This window comes from Rhizobium grahamii CCGE 502 (assembly GCF_000298315.2).
GTDB lineage: Bacteria > Pseudomonadota > Alphaproteobacteria > Rhizobiales > Rhizobiaceae > Rhizobium > Rhizobium grahamii.
The window spans coordinates 85888-101271 of the sequence record NZ_AEYE02000025.1; the positions used below are offsets into that span (position 1 = coordinate 85888).

14 protein-coding genes and 2 pseudogenes are annotated in these 15384 nt (G+C 60.0%); 4 read left to right on the top strand and 12 right to left on the bottom strand.

The annotated features are described in order from the left end of the window. Window positions 1–16: 16 nt before the first annotated feature. From RGCCGE502_RS20605 to RGCCGE502_RS20630, 6 genes are all read right to left on the bottom strand, one after another. On the bottom strand, window positions 17–1546 hold the full coding sequence (locus tag RGCCGE502_RS20605; RefSeq protein WP_016556129.1) for an aldehyde dehydrogenase (NADP(+)): 1530 nt from the start codon (window positions 1544–1546) through the stop codon (window positions 17–19). A 208-nt stretch (window positions 1547–1754) separates the two neighbouring features. Then, window positions 1755–2387: a cysteine hydrolase family protein gene (locus RGCCGE502_RS20610; RefSeq protein ID WP_016556130.1), complete on the bottom strand. Its 633-nt coding sequence runs from the start codon at window positions 2385–2387 to the stop codon at window positions 1755–1757. 18 nt (window positions 2388–2405) lie between these two features. After that, window positions 2406–2957: a hypothetical protein gene (locus RGCCGE502_RS20615; protein WP_016556131.1), complete on the bottom strand. Its 552-nt coding sequence runs from the start codon at window positions 2955–2957 to the stop codon at window positions 2406–2408. Window positions 2958–3111: 154 nt separating this feature from the next. Further along, window positions 3112–4101: an enoyl-CoA hydratase/isomerase family protein gene (locus tag RGCCGE502_RS20620; RefSeq protein ID WP_016556132.1), complete on the bottom strand. Its 990-nt coding sequence runs from the start codon at window positions 4099–4101 to the stop codon at window positions 3112–3114. A 35-nt stretch (window positions 4102–4136) separates the two neighbouring features. Continuing rightward, a complete protein-coding gene (locus RGCCGE502_RS20625) occupies window positions 4137–4607 on the bottom strand; it encodes a RidA family protein (protein ID WP_040675245.1) in 471 nt (156 codons plus the stop codon). Next, window positions 4601–5326 (bottom strand): SDR family NAD(P)-dependent oxidoreductase, encoded by a 726-nt coding sequence (locus RGCCGE502_RS20630; protein ID WP_016556134.1) that lies wholly within the window; start codon window positions 5324–5326, stop codon window positions 4601–4603. The genes RGCCGE502_RS20625 and RGCCGE502_RS20630 overlap by 7 nt, the downstream gene beginning before the upstream one ends. 271 nt (window positions 5327–5597) lie before the next feature. Between RGCCGE502_RS20630 and RGCCGE502_RS20635 the strand changes: the two are divergent. Next, a pseudogene (locus RGCCGE502_RS20635) lies at window positions 5598–6648 on the top strand (NAD(P)H-dependent flavin oxidoreductase). A gap of 218 nt (window positions 6649–6866) precedes the next feature. Here the strand turns inward: RGCCGE502_RS20635 and RGCCGE502_RS20640 are convergent. Then, window positions 6867–7547, bottom strand: coding sequence for a response regulator transcription factor (locus tag RGCCGE502_RS20640; protein ID WP_016556135.1), 681 nt, complete (start codon window positions 7545–7547; stop codon window positions 6867–6869). Window positions 7548–7872: 325 nt separating this feature from the next. Between RGCCGE502_RS20640 and RGCCGE502_RS20645 the strand changes: the two genes are divergently transcribed. Beyond that, window positions 7873–8343: a YybH family protein gene (locus RGCCGE502_RS20645; RefSeq protein WP_016556136.1), complete on the top strand. Its 471-nt coding sequence runs from the start codon at window positions 7873–7875 to the stop codon at window positions 8341–8343. 177 nt (window positions 8344–8520) lie between these two features. Here the strand turns inward: RGCCGE502_RS20645 and RGCCGE502_RS20650 are convergent, their stop codons facing one another. The 3 genes and pseudogenes from RGCCGE502_RS20650 to RGCCGE502_RS20665 all read right to left on the bottom strand — a co-directional run bounded on the left by RGCCGE502_RS20650 (window position 8521) and on the right by RGCCGE502_RS20665 (window position 11001). Continuing rightward, window positions 8521–9555 carry an LLM class flavin-dependent oxidoreductase gene (locus RGCCGE502_RS20650; protein ID WP_016556137.1) on the bottom strand — a complete coding sequence of 345 codons (1035 nt, stop codon included), beginning with the start codon at window positions 9553–9555 and terminating at the stop codon, window positions 8521–8523. Window positions 9556–9728: 173 nt separating this feature from the next. Next, a pseudogene (locus tag RGCCGE502_RS39260) lies at window positions 9729–10537 on the bottom strand (hypothetical protein). 86 nt (window positions 10538–10623) lie between these two features. Then, window positions 10624–11001, bottom strand: a complete 378-nt coding sequence (locus tag RGCCGE502_RS20665) for an alpha/beta fold hydrolase (RefSeq protein WP_016556140.1) — start codon at window positions 10999–11001, stop codon at window positions 10624–10626. Window positions 11002–12321: 1320 nt separating this feature from the next. On the opposite strand from RGCCGE502_RS20665, the gene RGCCGE502_RS20675 reads away from it, so the two are divergent. Beyond that, complete coding sequence (locus RGCCGE502_RS20675) at window positions 12322–12582, top strand: CopG family ribbon-helix-helix protein (RefSeq protein WP_016556142.1); 261 nt, start codon at window positions 12322–12324, stop codon at window positions 12580–12582. Continuing rightward, on the top strand, window positions 12579–12869 hold the full coding sequence (locus RGCCGE502_RS20680) for a type II toxin-antitoxin system RelE/ParE family toxin (RefSeq protein ID WP_016556143.1): 291 nt from the start codon (window positions 12579–12581) through the stop codon (window positions 12867–12869). Before RGCCGE502_RS20675 ends, RGCCGE502_RS20680 begins: the two co-directional genes overlap by 4 nt. A gap of 323 nt (window positions 12870–13192) precedes the next feature. On the opposite strand, the gene RGCCGE502_RS36765 is transcribed toward RGCCGE502_RS20680, so the two are convergent. Beyond that, window positions 13193–13531: a hypothetical protein gene (locus tag RGCCGE502_RS36765; RefSeq protein ID WP_141652390.1), complete on the bottom strand. Its 339-nt coding sequence runs from the start codon at window positions 13529–13531 to the stop codon at window positions 13193–13195. 572 nt (window positions 13532–14103) lie between these two features. Continuing rightward, on the bottom strand, window positions 14104–15384 hold the full coding sequence (locus tag RGCCGE502_RS20690) for an alpha/beta hydrolase (protein WP_016556145.1): 1281 nt from the start codon (window positions 15382–15384) through the stop codon (window positions 14104–14106).

Genomic DNA, 15384 nt, shown 5'->3' on the forward strand with positions numbered 1-15384 from the left:
GACCGCCCGAGGGCGCTTATGAGCGCCTAAGCGGCTCCGGAAGCAGCTCCGCCGGGAAGTCTTGGTAGGAAACGGGCCGCAAGAAGCGATAAATCGCCAGCGTTCCGACCGAGGTCGATCGGCCATCCGACGTGGCCGGATACGGCCCGCCATGGACCATCGCCGGGGATACTTCGACCCCGGTTCCGAAGCCATTGACGAGAAGTCGGCCCGCGAGAAGCTCCAACTGCGGTATTATCGTCAAGGCGGCCGCGATGTCCTCGGCATCCACGTGCAGGGCGATCGTCAACTGACCCTCCAAGGACAAGACGACTTCACGTAGCTCCGCTTCGTCCTGACAGCGGACAATCAGTCCTGAGGCGCCGAAGACTTCTTCCTGAAGCTCCGGATCCCCTAGGAACGCTGCGCCCGTCGTCTCGAAGAGCGCGGCCGCAGCCTGATAAGGAGTTCCGTTCTTCCCCGCGGCCACCTGTGACACAGACGATGACGACGACAGCCTTGCCACACCCTTGCGGTAGGCATCGCAGATCCCGCCTGTCAGCATGGTCTGAGCCTGTGCTTCCGAAATCGCTGCTGTGGCAGTTTCGATGAACTCGTCGAGCCCCGGACCGTCGACGGCGATTATGAGACCCGGATTGGTGCAGAACTGGCCTGCGCCCAGGGTTAGAGCGGATGCGAACGTTCTTCCGATCTCAAATGCCCGGTTGCGAAGCGCGTTCGGATAAAGAATAACTGGATTGATGCTGCTCATCTCGGCGTAGACGGGTATCGGCTGCTTCCGCTCTGACGCGATCTTTATCAGCGCGGTGCCGCCCCGGCGCGAGCCGGTGAAACCGACGGCACGGATCCGGGGATCGGCGACGAGCGTCTGTCCCACCTCGAATCCTGCATCGAACAAAAGCGCGAACGTCCCCGGGGGAAGCCCGCAAGCCGCGACGGCGTCTGCGACTGCCTTGCCAACGAGTGCTGACGTTCCGGGGTGGGCGGAGTGGGCTTTGACGACAACCGGGCAGCCGGCGGCAAGAGCCGAGGCTGCGTCGCCGCCAGCGACAGAGAATGCGAGCGGGAAGTTCGATGCTCCGAATACGGCGACCGGACCGAGAGCGACGTTTCTCAGTCGAAGGTCCGGTTTAGCAACAGGCTTGCGCTCAGCGTCAGCCGGATCGAAGCGAAGCTCCTGAAACTTGCCGTCACGGACCTCTCTCGCGAACAGGCGCAACTGTCCGACGGTTCTGGCGCGTTCGCCTTCGATTCGAGCGGGTGGCAGACCAGTCTCGTCCGACGCTCGCAGGACGAGATCGTCGCCGAGCGCGATGATGCGTTCAGCGATGGCTTCTAGGAAGCGCGCCCGCTCTTCGAGCGTGGTCTCCTTGTAAACCGGAAACGCCGCCCACGCCAAAGCCGTGGCCAGCTCCACCTGCTCCTTTGTCGCGCCCGCGAAACTCGGCTCCATTGCAGTACCGTCGGCAGGGTTTATCGCGGAGAAGGTCGCAGCCGCGCCACGCACGCTTGCGCCGCCGATGAGAAGGTCGCCGGAGAATGTCATGTTGATCCTTTCGAATTGGGAGCCATGACCGCGTTTACGTACCATAGGGGGTGTATGTCAGCGGCATTTGGCTGTCGAACTCACATAGGTGCCGGCGAGGGCCATGCCAACCCTCGAGAATTAAAAAGTATTACTTTTCGATTTTCATGAGTGATCGGGCGTGCGTCCGTGGACGCCCGCCCGATGCTGTGGTCACCGAGATGCAAGCTCACGCGGCTTTGTTGGCGATCGCTTGGATGGCTTCACTGGTGTCAACGATAGCGCTGGCATAGCTGGGGAGGTTGACCTCCAGAGCGGCATGCATCATCTCCGGCGAGTAATCGGCTACCGCGTCTTTGACGACGGTCACGTCGTAGCCGAGTTCGGCGGCATAGCGCACAGTGGCCTCGATGCAAGTATGTGCAACGAGCCCGATCACAATGAGCCTCTGGATTCCGTGCCGCTTCAGCTCGAGATCGAGATCTGTGTTGGCGAAGCCGCTGGAACACCAGTGTTCGGAGGCGACGACTTCGCCCGCCTGCGGCACGAACTCGGCACGGAATTCTCCGCCCCAGGTGCCGAACTCGAAGCTCTTGCGATGCCATGCCGCGCGTTGGATCGGAGCGATAAACTTCCAATTCTCATAGTCGCCGGGTCGATACCGATGATGCATCGCGTAGAAGACTCGAAGTCTGGCCTCGCGTGCCGCGTTCAGCACCTGAAGCATGTGCGGCACGCAGTTGTTCGCCTCGGCCACTTCTTTGATCCTTGGCCAGATCTTCCCGCCTTCGGAAATGAAGTCGTTGTATGGATCGACCACCAGCAGACCTGTATTGTTCCGGTCGAAAGACAGTTGGGTCATAGGGTATTCCTCCGGTGATCAGGCTGCCTTTGTGGAGGCGGCGTTCTTCAGCGCCGCCCGCTCGATGCTCGCCGCAAACAGTGGGGTCTCGCCCTTGTTGTGTGCGATCGACATCGGTTGCCGCTGCGTCCGGAAGATCTCGAACGGGATCCCCTGGCGGTCGAGCGAGGCCATCATCTCGTCCGTCGCATAGGACCTAACGCGGTTGGTGAACTCGCATCGACCCGCGTCGAGTTTCTTGACGCTGAGCTCCCAAGTGACGTGGATCGTCACGCGGCCATTTGGCGTGAACACGTCGGAATCGGAGTCGAGGATGAGATGATCCTTCTCGCCGAGGGTTTCGAGATAATGCTGGACCATCAGGCTTCCGCCGATCGTCTCGACATTGATGGACATTCGCGTGCCGTCGGGCGCCGTCGTGAAGCCTGCAGCGATGTGCGCCGGAGAACACCCCTGGTATTCCTTCTCGGGCAGGGTGAAGCACCACTTCGGAATGTCCACCTGTTCGATCGGTGCGTTGATGATTGCCGAAAAGCTGGAATCGACGATCTGGTTTTCGATGCTGTGCATGTGACGTCTCCATGGCTGATTGGGTGGCTCGTGCGGAAGACCGCGCCTTCATCACCGCGGCTGGGATCCGCGCGATTTCTCTGATTGGCCGACTGGCAGAATGAGATGTGCGCCCGCGCGACCTGCCGTTCCGACGCGCGGGCGCGGCTCCGGCCTACTTGTCGACCAAAGTCTGGGTGTAGTGCCCGAGGCGCGCTTCAATGTCGGGGTTCGTCTGAAGCCCCATTTCCATCAGGCGGCCGATGTTCTTTTGCGCCACCGGGCGCTGGACGGATTGGATGAAGGCGTCCCAGCCAGCTCCGATTTCCGGATCGCTCGGGAGGCTCGCGAAATCGACGAGCCGCTTCGTATCGGCGATCGCCTGGCGGTCGAAACCGGAAATCCTCGCGGCGAGTGCATCTACGAACGGGTCGAGCTTGTCGTCGTCGAACGATCGGTTGACGTAGCCGTATTCCTCGGCGAGCTCGCCGTTGATGTCATCGGACCCGAGAAGCACTTCGAGCGCACGGCCGCGGCCCATCAGACGGGGGAGGCGTGCCATTGGACCGCCACCCGGAACAAAACCGGCTCCGACCTCCCATTGAGAAAGAATTGCGTTCTCCTTGCTCGCAAAGCGCATGTCGCTGGCGAGCGCCAGTTCGCTGCCGACGCCCGTGGCTCGCCCGCGGATGAGGGCGACGGAGACAACGGGCGCCTTGCTGATGCGAACGAGCATGTCCGGCAGGGGATGGAGCCCGGTCCTCCCAGACGGCAAGCTCGTCGATTCGGACAGCGGCTGCGTAAAGTTGTAGTGGGTGAGGAAGAAGCCCGGCACAGCGCTGTCGAAGACAACAATCCTCAGGTTCGGGTCCGCTTCGATCTCCGCGACGACCTTTTCCATCTGCGGAATGGTCTCCGGACCGAATACGTTGAAAGGCGGATTGTCGAAGGTGACGCGCCAATATGCGGGCGTGCGCTTCTCGATCCGGATCTGCGGCTTCTCGCTTGCAGGCTGCGACTTTGCGTCGGCGGGGCGGTTGATTTTTTCCGCGACCATGGTCTGCCCGGAAAGCGCGAGCGCGGGAAGCATGAGCACTGCCGCAGCGGTCAGGAACTTGGACGACGAAATCATTGCGCTCGTCGAGATGGGCGATCTGACTTTCATGAGTACCTCCACTCGGATTGTTGTGAACGATGTGACTAGGATTCAATTTCAAGGACGAGTTCGATTTCGACCGGCATTCCCAACGGAATGCTGGAGACGCCGAGGACGATGCGGAGTGGAACCAGCGGAGAGCCGAACACATCCCGCAGAAGCTCTGACGCTCCGTCGGCCACCTTAGGATGTTCCTGGAAGTCGCCGGGCGATGCGATGTAGACGCCGAGCTTGGCGATACGGCTGATCCTGTCCAGCGATCCCAGGTGCGCTTTCGCCGCGGCGAGCCCGCTGAGGCAGGCAGCACGGGCGGCGGCGTAGCCTTCAGGAACCGAAAGATCCTCGCCGACCCGCCCGTGGTAGATTGCCTCGTGTCCAATCACAGGGAGCATGCCGCTGAGGAACAGAAGCGGGCCGACCCGGATCGCCTCGACATAGGCGCCGAAAGGTGTTGGCGGGGGAGGGAGCTCGATACCAAGATTCCGCAATCGTGCGTCTACGCCAGAGACTACCATTTTCCCAAATGTGCGCCGTTGTCGACGTGCAGCACCTCCCCGGTAATGTTGGTGGATTCCGTCAGATAGACGACGCCGTTGACGATCTCCTCTACAGGGGTGATCGTGCCCATTGGCGAGAGAGACTTCAGGAAGTCTTTCGGATCGGTTTCATGCATCGGTGTGTCGACGATGCCGGGAGCGACGGCATTCACCCGGATGTTGTCCTTGGCGAATTCCATTGCGAGGCTCTTCGTTGCCGCATTCAGGCCACCCTTGGTGATCATGGCGAACGACGCAGTCACGCCGGCGATCGGGTGGTCTGTCAGTGAAGTCGTTATCGTGACGACGCTTCCTCCGGATCCTTGGCGGATCATCTGCCGGATCGCGTGCTTGGTGAAGTGGATGAATCCCTCGATATTTGTCGCGGTAAGCAGCCGAAGGTCGTCGATCGTGTATTCGAGGAACGGCTTGGTGAAGAAAATGCCCGCGTTGTTCACTAGCGCATCGATCGATCCGAAGCGTTCGATTGCGCGTCGCGCCACGCGTTCGGCGGTCGCTGGATCGCCCACGTCGCCATCGACAAGTTCCAGGTGTTCCGGAGCGTCCGGCAGCGTTGCTTCCGTCACACGGCGTGAAGTACCGACAACGTTGTAGCCTCGTTCGAGGAATGATCTCACAAGGCCTGCCCCGATCCCCTGCGATGCGCCGGTGATCAAGATTGTCTTCCGCGTGCTCATTGGCATCTCCATTGTTGGACCTCGCACGATCCGCTGCCCGCCGACTTGCGGCGGGTTCGCCAGAATCTTCAAAGTCAGGTCTCTGCTGCTGCGGCTAGGAACGACCGTCGCCAACCGCCGTGACGACACCATCTCGCGGACCTTGGCCTCTCGCTATTGTACGAAGGTGTCCCCGATACCTTTGGATCGGGTGCAGATTATCAGGTGCAATAGACTGGCGGCATTTACGGATCTATCAGGATTCGAACTCACGAATGGGACGGTATCCGATATGACGAGCTGGCCAGACCGACGCATTCTCGATCTTTTCGGCATCGCGCTTCCGATCATCCAGGCGCCCATGGCGGGTGCTACGACCATCGAGATGGTGGTCTCCGCAGCCCAGGCTGGCGGACTAGGATCGCTGCCGAGTGCTCAATTGACCGTCGATCAACTGAAAACTGCGATCCTCAGCATACGCGCCTCGACCGGGTCCCCGCTGAACGTCAACTTCTTCGCGCATCAAATGCCTCCTGTGGACGCGGTCGCTCAGATGCGATGGAGGCGTTGCTGGCGCCCTACTATGTCGAATTCGATCTCGACCCTGCCGCTCCCGTTTCCGGCGCGGGTCGCGCACCCTTCGATGAAGCCTTCTGCGAGGTTGTCGAAGAACACAGGCCGGAGGCGGTCAGCTTCCATTTCGGATTGCCCGCCATGCCGTTCGTGGACCGCGTGAAGGCGGCCGGGGCGAAGGTTGTGTCTTCGGCAACGACTGTGGCCGAAGCCGTTATCGCGATGGGGTCTGAAGCCGGAGGGGTCATCGTGGCAACTTCCTCACGCAGGACATGGCCACCCAGGTTGGAACAATGGCGCTCGTTCCGCAGGTTGTCGATGCCGTCGGGGTTCCGGTGATAGCAGCGGGAGGAATCGCTGATGGGCGGGGCGTTGCAGCGGCGTTAATGCTCGGCGCTTCCGCGGTTCAGGTAGGCACTCCCTATCTGTTCTGCCCGGAGGCAAAGATCCCGGCGGTACACGCGCAAGCGCTTGCGGAGGCAGGTGACGACAGCACCGCGGTCACCAACGTGTTCACCGGTCGCCCGGCCCGAGGAATCGTTAATCGTCTCATGCTGGAGCTCGGTCCAATCTCAGAGGTGGTGCCGGCTTTCCCAACCGCCGGAGCTGCACTGTCTCCAGTGCGAGGCCAGGCGGAAAACGCGTCACGGAATGACTTCACGAACCTATGGTCGGGCCAGTCGGTGAGGCTAGCGCCAAGAATGGGTGCCCTCGACCTGACTCGGAACCTCTACGAGGCAGCCTTGAGCGTGATCGAGCGCCGAGCCTGATTGCTCTCGAGCGTTCGTCGCGGTCGGTCACCACCAGAGAGTGGAACCTCTGGTGATGAGCATCATTTGGCGGGACGGCCAGCAGCGACACGCGGTTCGATCTTTCGCTGGCCCCCAGCATCTTGTGATCGGGCGGCGACATTCGTGGGCATGATCGTCCTCTGGCCATCCGAAGAAATCAAAGAGCGGAGAAATCGTGTTGCCGCGGGAGTCGGTCTTCAGCCCGTCTCGACAGTTTCTCCGAGGCGGAGCGTTGCAGCCATGTTCACCAGCTCCGGAAGGGTGCGGGCGTCCATCTTACGCATGACTTGGCCGCGATGTGCCTTCACGGTGATCTCGCTTATGTCGAGCTCGAAGGCGACCTGCTTGTTCAAGAGACCCTTGACCACCCGTATCATCACTTCGCGTTCCCTCTTTGTCAGCGTCTCGTACGAGCGCTGCAGCCGTCGAAGCTCCTCGTCGTTGCGCAACATTTCTTCGCTCCGGGCGAGTGCCGATCGGATCGCCTCCAGAAGCGCCATTGTGTCGATGGGTTTCGTAAGGAAATCGAGCGCGCCGCCTTTCAGCGCCTTTACGGTCATCGGGACATCGCCGAAGCCGGAGACGAAAATGATCGGCATGCGATTGCCTCCCATGTTAATCATGGTCTGCAAATCGAGGCCGTTCAGGCCTGGCATATTTACATCGAGAACGAGGCAGCACGGGGCCGAGGCGAGATGCGTTGCGAGGAAGGACTGGGCTGAGTCAAAGAGTAGGGGCCGCCAGCCCGCGGACACTATCAGCAGCTCGAGGGATTCCCTGACAGATACGTCGTCGTCGACGACCACTACCGTTGGCCGCTCGATATCCCCGCCATCGGGAAGCGCTGCATTCGTCATTGCCGAAATCACCCGATACATGTGCTTCGTCCCCAGAGAAGACAGCAGGCTCGTCGTCCAATCGAAGTATATATGATAACATTCAACTTGCGCCGCGGCAGCGCAATGCCTTGCTCCGTCCGCTGATGAGGATGCGCCGTTTTGGCCAGAAGTCCATTGTACGATGGTATCGCCAACGTCTCATCGGAACCTTGCGGCGCTCAGTTCGCGCCAACACCATCGTACAATGGATTACGCCATCATCGCCACGCATGCTGGGTCGGTCGGCTTGGCGGACCACCGCCTTCGAACGATTAAAGCCAGTAGATTGGTGTTGCCCGCCACAGTTCCAAAAAGAGGTTTCGACATGAAAGAACGTTTTGAAGAGATCACCGGTACAGAACAGACGGCAGGTGATGGCGGCGCCCTGGATGCGCTGATCGAGTTCTACAGGGCGTTCAATTCGGCCGATATGGTGGGCCTCGAAGCGATATGGTTTCCTGGGGCGGCCCCAAGTATGGACAACCCCATCGGTGGAATCCGCCGCGGTTGGACGGAGATCGCGGGGGGGTATGCCAAACTGTTCGGTGGCGCCGCCACAGTAAACGTCACGTTCCACGACTTCACCAGCCAAGGTGGGCGGGAATGGCATCTGTTCGTTGGTCGCGAACGGGGTAAGTGCCGCACCGCGAGCGACAGTCTCGATGTCGCCTTCCGAACAACCCGCTGGTTCGTGCGGATGGACGGCGCCTGGCGACAACTCCATCATCACGGCTCCGTCGAGGATCCAGAGATGCTAGCAGCCTATCAGAACCTAATTTTTGGCAGCAGCAATTGATTACAGCGCCAGGACTCATGCTGGCGCGATTGTTCTCGCATGATCGCTTTGACCGATCGACAAAACAGCTTCGCTTCCTCCGCTCACGCATCGATATCGGGAGACGCTGTGAGAAAACGTCTAGTGAACGTCGTGACCGAACCTTCCCTCGAATCTCGTTCCGCGCAAACTTCTCAGTTAAGGACGTTGTCCGCGAATGAAAGGCGCGACGTCAGTGCCGAGAAGTTCGATAGAGCGGCGCATCGCCTCGGTCTCCAGGGCCGCCGTGCTCATCTGGAAGGTGATGCGAGAGATCCCGCGTAAGGTATCGTTAAGATGGAGGATCTTGGCCGCAACCGTCCGCGGGCTGCCAACCAGGAATGCACCGTTCGGACCGCAGAGGTGCTCGAACTGCGCCCTTGTAGGCGGCGGCCAGCCCCGTTCTCGTCCAGCGTCCGTGAACATCTGGAACCAGCCTGGAAAGAATGCTTCCCGGGCGGCCGCGTCGGTCTCCCCGACAAAGCCGAGGGCATGTACACCGACCTTCGGATCCTGGGGAGGGTGGCCGGCCGCGAGCCATGCGCGGCGATAGAGATCGACAAGAGGCAGGAAACGCTCGAAGCTTCCGCCGATGATGGCGACCATCAACGGCAATCCGAGGGTTCCAGCGCGGACGAAGGATTCAGGCGTGCCGCCGACGCCCAGCCAGATGGGTAGGTTCGGCTGGTGTGGACGAGGAAAGACACCCTCGCCATTGATCGCGGGACGAAAGCGGCCCTGCCATTCGATATTGGGTTGCTGCCTGATCTTCAGCAGGAGGTCCAGCTTCTCTGCGAAGAGCGTATCGTAGTCCCGCAGGTCGAATCCAAACAAAGGATAAGCCTCGACGGATGAGCCGCGACCGACCACGATTTCGGCTCTTCCACCGGAAATCAGGTCCAGTGTGGCGAACTCCTGGAAGAGCCGCACGGGATCGGCGGCGCTGAGGACTGCGACGGCGCTTGTCAGTCTGATGGACTTGGTGCGGGAGGCGGCGGCCGCAAGGATGACAGCCGGGGCTGAATCCAGCGCGTTCTCTCGATGATGTTCGCCCATTCCGAAAACATCGAGGCCGACTTGATCTGCGAGCTCGATCTCTGCAAGCACGCTCTCCATTCGATCGATGGGTGACTGCAATCGCCCCGTCGCGGGGTCGGCTAGGAGCATTGCAAAACTATCGATACCGATTTCCAATGACGAATCCTTCCAAGGCGACGTTTCCGCCAGGCGCAAGTTGCACGGTGTGTCGCCGACAGAAACGTGACACTCATCCTACTTCTGCCAGCACCGCGCCACCCTCCTTTTTAAAATGATGATGATCGATAAATTCGATAGGTGCTTTTGGCATGACGGCATCTGAATACCCGTCATGTCCAGGCATCGACATCCATCACTGCCCGTGCGAAGGCCTCTGGTGCTTCCTGCGGAAGGTTGTGACCAATCCCGCCGGTGATCAGACGGTGTTCATATCTTCCTTTGAACTTCCCGGCGTAGGCTTTTGGATCCGGATGAGGTGCCCCGTTCGCGTCGCCTTTTCGAGCGTGATTGTAGGGACCGATACGTCTGGGACCTTGGCGAGCACGGCCTCGTATTCGTCGAACCGGTCCTCGCCGGGTGCCAGTCCGAGACGCCATCGATAGTTATGGACAACGATCGCCACATGGTCGGGATTGGCGAATGCGGCGGCGCTTCGCGAGAACGTTTCGTCATCGAACTTCCAATGTGGGGAGGCGAGTTGCCAGATAAGCTTGGCGAAGTCGCTGGTGTATTTCTCGTAGCCTTCGCGACCGCGATCTGTAGCGAAATAGAATTGATACCACCACTGAAGTTCGGCGGGCGGTGGCAGTGGCGCCAGGCTTACGGCATCCCGGCGGTTTGTCTTCACCCGGTCGCCCGACCGCTTGGGCACCAGGGACGGCGCCACGACCACGCAATCATGCCCCAGTTCGACAATCTGACGGTAAAGGCCGTAACCCGTGGGACCCGCCTCCTAGCAAAAATGAAGCTTGGTTCCGCGCTTTGAAAGCTTATTGACCATCGATGCCACTGATGCCGGCTCCGAGGAGATGTCGCCGAAAAACCGCACCTCGCCGTTGCGCGCTCCATCGGCAACCGCAATCGAAATCTTGAGCTTGGATGTATCCAAGCCGATGAAGACTACGCTATCTTCCCTCATGGTTCGCCCTCGCTAAGCGGTGGGGCTCGGCTCCGGCCTATCCAGAGCAACCCCCGAATTCAGCTTATCGCGGGGGCGGGCCACCTTCACCCCACGAACATACGGTCTAGGAAGCGCGTGCCGCCATAGCCCCGCAGGAACGGCACGATGACGCGATGGCCTCGGCTTGCAAGGAGAGGTGCGACCTGCGCGAAGCTGTTGATGTCGTAAGGCCAACCGTGCAGGAGCAAGACCGGTGATCCCGTCGCTGGTCCGATGTCGGCAAATGAGACACGCAAGTCACCTGCCTCGATGCTCTTGTTTGCTTCGAGAGCGGCTCCAGCAGCGGCCGCTGGTACGTCTACACGGGTGGTCTGCTGGGAGGCTTCGGCTATCTTTTCGCCGAGGACACCCGCTGCGGTAACAGCGAGTGCAAAGCTGCCAAGCGATCGGCGTGTGAGATTTTCGCGTACGAAATTGGACATTGTGCCAGTCTCCGATGGTGGTTGCCTAACCGGCGTAAAGACACGATGGTATCGTCTATACGAACGTATCGCCTATACCAAGGTGCCAATGCCTTCCGAAATGTCCCTCGACATAATCCTGGTCGAAAGCGGCGGCTGCGCTCAACCGCGCCTAAAAATCGGGAGCAGATGATGTTCTACCCTGAACAGGGGCCTTCAAATTTAGGTTTTCCGCTTGTTGTGATCGCGACTGTGATGGTGGCGATTGTCGCGGTTCTGGTTGTCGTCAGCGATCGACCAGCGCCGACGCGTGTCTGGGTTCCCAATGCTTCCGCTGGCCAAGGAGCGAGTGCCGCTCTGCCTGTCGGATCGCGTTTGTCGGGGGGAAATAATCATGCCAAGCCCAAGCGATAGGCGGTGCCTTCGGCCGCTCATGCCGGACGAGGTGTCGATCGCCGCAAGCCTCCTGAAGGAGTACTGCGAAGCTCTACGCTGTGACAGAAATGGCGAGGAGGCGGAGGCGGTGGCACGGGATATTATTTGCTGGCTCCAGACCGGAGTTCCGATTCGCGAGCGGCTTCAGGAAATTATCCGGGCCAGAGATTGAGGCCGCTCTTGCCGTCGGTGTAGACATGGCAGGGAAGCGACCAATCACCTCTGAGTCAGATGCGGCTGCAGACCTGGAGCGATATTGTGGGGCTGCTAGATGTCGAAATCAGCGGTGTGATTGCCGCGCTTGGCGACTGGCCGCGTCGGCGACTGGCCCCCCTGACGCGATCAGAGCCCGTCGTTAGATCTTGGAGAAGATGGAGGAAAACGCGGCGACCAATTGGTTGGACGAATCCAATCAATTGGTCGCCCGTAGATTATTTCGTTGGACGCGACACTTTTAATGATCGGGACGGGACTACTTACCGGCGGCGTCTGGGCCAAACCGCCTAGGTGTTCCAAAGAGTGCGGTTTCGGCAGTGAAGCTGGGTGAGTGAGTGAAGGCGATCCTCGTATTCGGCATAGGCTTCCGACCTCCGGAGTTCGAACCTGCTGTTGCATACCTATTTTGCAGGCGTTTGTTGCTTTTTGTCCGAGAAGGAGTTGCAACATCTTTGCAAGTGTTGCAGCGGCGACAGAGCCGAGTGTTGCTTTTTTATACGCCGCTGAACTGGAGGGCAGCATGCCTCTCTAGGCTCGCGCATGCGAGGCCGGTCACGCGCAGGTCATCGCCGAAGTGCTGACAGGACGCCGATGCGATGGCTGTCATCGGGTAAACGCCAGCCAAACCTTGACCCGCAACCGGCGTTCCGTGCTATAATGTGTACATGTAAACACAACGGAGATTGGAGCATGAGTGCGACTATGACGATCCGTGTCTCGGAAGACACCTTGGCCAAGCTGACAAAGATCGCCGAAGGGACGAAGCGCAGCAAATCCTTCCTCGCGGGGGAGGCGGTCTCGGCCTACGTCGAGCGCGAGCTTGCCATTATTGAAGGCATCCAGCGCGGGCTGGGCGACGTGACGGCTGGCCGCGTAGTCCCGCACGAGCAAGCGATGGCTGAAGCCCGCCAGATAATTGCGGAAGCACGGCGCAAGAAAGCGCAAGGATGAGTCAAGTTGTCTGGTCGGCTGACGCACACCGCGACTATCTCGACATCCTCGCCTACATTGCCGACGATAATCCGGATGCAGCCGAGCGGGTCGTTGACGCCATCGAAGACGCGGGCAACAGGCTCAGTGAGTTCGCCACCGGCAGGCCGGGGCGCGTGACTGGCACTTACGAGAAGGTAGTGACGGGCTTGCCCTACATCATCGCTTACGCGCTGACGGACGAGGCAGTAGTGGTCGTCCGCGTCATCCATGCGGCCCGCGACTGGCAGGAGGAGGAGTGGCCGTAACCTCAGTAGGGATGCGAGATGTGATCCCGACCACGTGGACAACCGCGAACGAACGCTATTTTGCTTTTTGGAGCCGCACATGGAGTTATTGATAGCGTCATCCTGAGGGAAGCCCGATGCAGCGACGTCCGAAAGCAACTAGCACAATCAAGCTCACGACCTGTTAGAATTCGAAGGCGCATCCACGGGGAGAGAATTGAAGCTCAGGTATGGCTGGCGCTGCCGTGTTTTGGTTGGGGCAGCACTACGGCCTTGAATCACTGGGACCGCACCAGGGACCTTGACCGTTTGGCCTTCATTCTAAACATTTCTCAGATACGCCGTCAGTTCGCAACCTTGACTGTAACGCCAACGCCGCCACTGACGTGATCGTCACCTGCTCGTTTGAGATTGACCCACGGGAGTTCGACAAGGTGCTGTCTGGTTGGCAATTTGCGGGCAAGAAAGCTTTGGAGAAGCGTGTCTTTTACGACCTTAAGGCAGCCGACGGACACGTCTGGCTCATGGGGAATAATGAAGGCACAACAGTGGTCGCTGAGCGATACGAAGAGTGACCTCCAGCGACGTCCACGCACCGCAACGTCACGGGTCCGCGCCGCGCGATTGTCGGCCAGCAGGGGTGCCTTCTTGATGGTCTGAGGAGCCGGTGATTTAGCCGGCATATAGACCCGCGCTCCCGAACGCGGGCAAATGTCACAACGCCGCTTCGAAAAAGCAACAGGCGAAACCGCCGCTTATCGAGGTTATCCACAAAAACGCAACGGGCGGTTTGGCCGCAAAAAGCAACACGGACGAAACCGCCTGTGAATTCCATAATGTTGATTATGCCACATTTTTGTAGCCGGGGTGGGTTCAAGGATGTGCGACTTGCGATAAAGGGCTTGTCTTGTTCGCTATGGGTCACGAGCCGTCCCTCTTTCCAAAAATCTGTTCGATTACGATATTGTCGCGTGGGTGGCGATTGCTGCGCGAAAGTCTACTGCTGGCGAAAATATTTATGACATCGGCGACGCCAACCTGTCGCGCACCGTCTGTCCGGCCACATGGTCGCGTGCGGACAAAAATCAACGATATGCACAGATAGTCCCCACCTGTCCTGTCGTGTTGGCACCGCGGGAATAGCCTCAGTCAGGTGGCTTTTTCTTCCTCTCAGCGGAGCGGAAGCCATGGCCCCTGAGCTCCAAGCAGGCGAGAGCGTCCCGACTAACAAATCCTTGCCGTTGGCGGCTAAACTTCAGTACGCAATCTGCCCATCCTTGATTGGTGCGCCGTCGGAGGAGAGTTCCTCCTTGAGAATCTCCCGCGCCTCAGGACTGATGACAGCGACTGGTGCCGCGATGGCAAGACGCGCGGCAGAGCCTGCAAAGTTTGCGGCGCTCACGCCGATATGGTCTGCCGCGCTTGCCTGTCCGCCATCCAGGCTCTGCCCAGCCAGGCGCCGCCCGAGCAGGCGCACGATCTCCGGGCTGTCGGCAAAGGCGTTATGCCCGAGTGGATCGTTCGTCGCGATCGCGCTCGTGTCGATGACGGAAACGCCGAGTTCGTTGAAAAGAGGTGCGTAGGGTCTGAGATCGGACCCGCCGAGACGTTTGACGCCGCCCGAAAGCCAGCCCGAGACTTCCAGCGCCTTGTCATGTTTCGATGTCAGGATAGCAAAGTGCGGCCGCGTCGGTCCCATTTCCGTGAACTGACGGCGGAAGACGTCGATATCGATGTCCGGCGATGCGAGCACGACGTTCTTCACCTTCGCCGGGATCGATTTCTCACGCATTGCGACGCCGCGGAGTGCCTCCGCCGCCAACCAGCCGCCCATCGAGTGAGCGAGGATTGTCACATCGGAGACGTCGGGACTCTTCACCGCCTGGAGGATCAGATCCTCGAGGGCGCGGCGCGAGTAGTTCGCGCTCTCCTTGTCGTAGAGGTAATCGAAGACGCGCCCTCTGGACGGCCAGGTGAAGAGGATGGGCGCGGCGTCAGTTCCAGAGTCATGGACGATCTGTGCGAAGCGGAAAACCGCGTCGGCATAGGTGTTGTTGAATCCATGCACGAAGATGATGACCTGGTGCTTCCTGTTTCGATTTGCCCGGTACCAGTCCAAGGCTTGCCCTTCGGACTGGACCTTGGCAACCCGGGTGACCGCGAAGTCCTTTTGCGGGTTGGGCGGCATGCGCGACGGCCACTGCACCTCGCCGATCTTGCGATTCCGGTCGGGGGGAATGGAGACGTCGACGCTGTTAAGCGAGATCGCAGTCCCGCGGTCGCCGGAAAAGAGCTTGCCGGGATCCTCCGAAGGCTTGCGCGTCGTGGCGACGAGCATGGTAACCCGAGTGGTGCCGATCGGGGCGGCGGCGAGCGGCCGCAGGACGTCTTGCGCTCGACTGGCGCAACCCGACGCGACAAGCGACAGGGCAACAAGCACTGGGACGGCCTTACATGCGCAACGAACGGTCGCGATCGTCGTAGTGCGGCGGTATCCCTGGGCAACGTGCCCAGGGTGCGAGGGCGATCCTGTCAT

What these genes read in the sequence shown, in the direction of transcription:
- RGCCGE502_RS20605 (WP_016556129.1), bottom strand. Translation starts at nt 1,546, where the DNA reads ATGACATTCTCCGGCGACCTTCTCATCGGCGGCGCAAGCGTGCGTGGC.
- RGCCGE502_RS20610 (WP_016556130.1), bottom strand. Translation starts at nt 2,387, where the DNA reads ATGACCCAACTGTCTTTCGACCGGAACAATACAGGTCTGCTGGTGGTC.
- RGCCGE502_RS20615 (WP_016556131.1), bottom strand. Translation starts at nt 2,957, where the DNA reads ATGCACAGCATCGAAAACCAGATCGTCGATTCCAGCTTTTCGGCAATC.
- RGCCGE502_RS20620 (WP_016556132.1), bottom strand. Translation starts at nt 4,101, where the DNA reads ATGAAAGTCAGATCGCCCATCTCGACGAGCGCAATGATTTCGTCGTCC.
- RGCCGE502_RS20625 (WP_040675245.1), bottom strand. Translation starts at nt 4,607, where the DNA reads ATGGTAGTCTCTGGCGTAGACGCACGATTGCGGAATCTTGGTATCGAG.
- RGCCGE502_RS20630 (WP_016556134.1), bottom strand. Translation starts at nt 5,326, where the DNA reads ATGAGCACGCGGAAGACAATCTTGATCACCGGCGCATCGCAGGGGATC.
- RGCCGE502_RS20640 (WP_016556135.1), bottom strand. Translation starts at nt 7,547, where the DNA reads ATGTATCGGGTGATTTCGGCAATGACGAATGCAGCGCTTCCCGATGGC.
- RGCCGE502_RS20645 (WP_016556136.1), top strand. Translation starts at nt 7,873, where the DNA reads ATGAAAGAACGTTTTGAAGAGATCACCGGTACAGAACAGACGGCAGGT.
- RGCCGE502_RS20665 (WP_016556140.1), bottom strand. Translation starts at nt 11,001, where the DNA reads ATGTCCAATTTCGTACGCGAAAATCTCACACGCCGATCGCTTGGCAGC.
- RGCCGE502_RS20675 (WP_016556142.1), top strand. Translation starts at nt 12,322, where the DNA reads ATGAGTGCGACTATGACGATCCGTGTCTCGGAAGACACCTTGGCCAAG.
- RGCCGE502_RS20680 (WP_016556143.1), top strand. Translation starts at nt 12,579, where the DNA reads ATGAGTCAAGTTGTCTGGTCGGCTGACGCACACCGCGACTATCTCGAC.
- RGCCGE502_RS36765 (WP_141652390.1), bottom strand. Translation starts at nt 13,531, where the DNA reads ATGCCGGCTAAATCACCGGCTCCTCAGACCATCAAGAAGGCACCCCTG.
- RGCCGE502_RS20690 (WP_016556145.1), bottom strand. Translation starts at nt 15,384, where the DNA reads ATGACAGGATCGCCCTCGCACCCTGGGCACGTTGCCCAGGGATACCGC.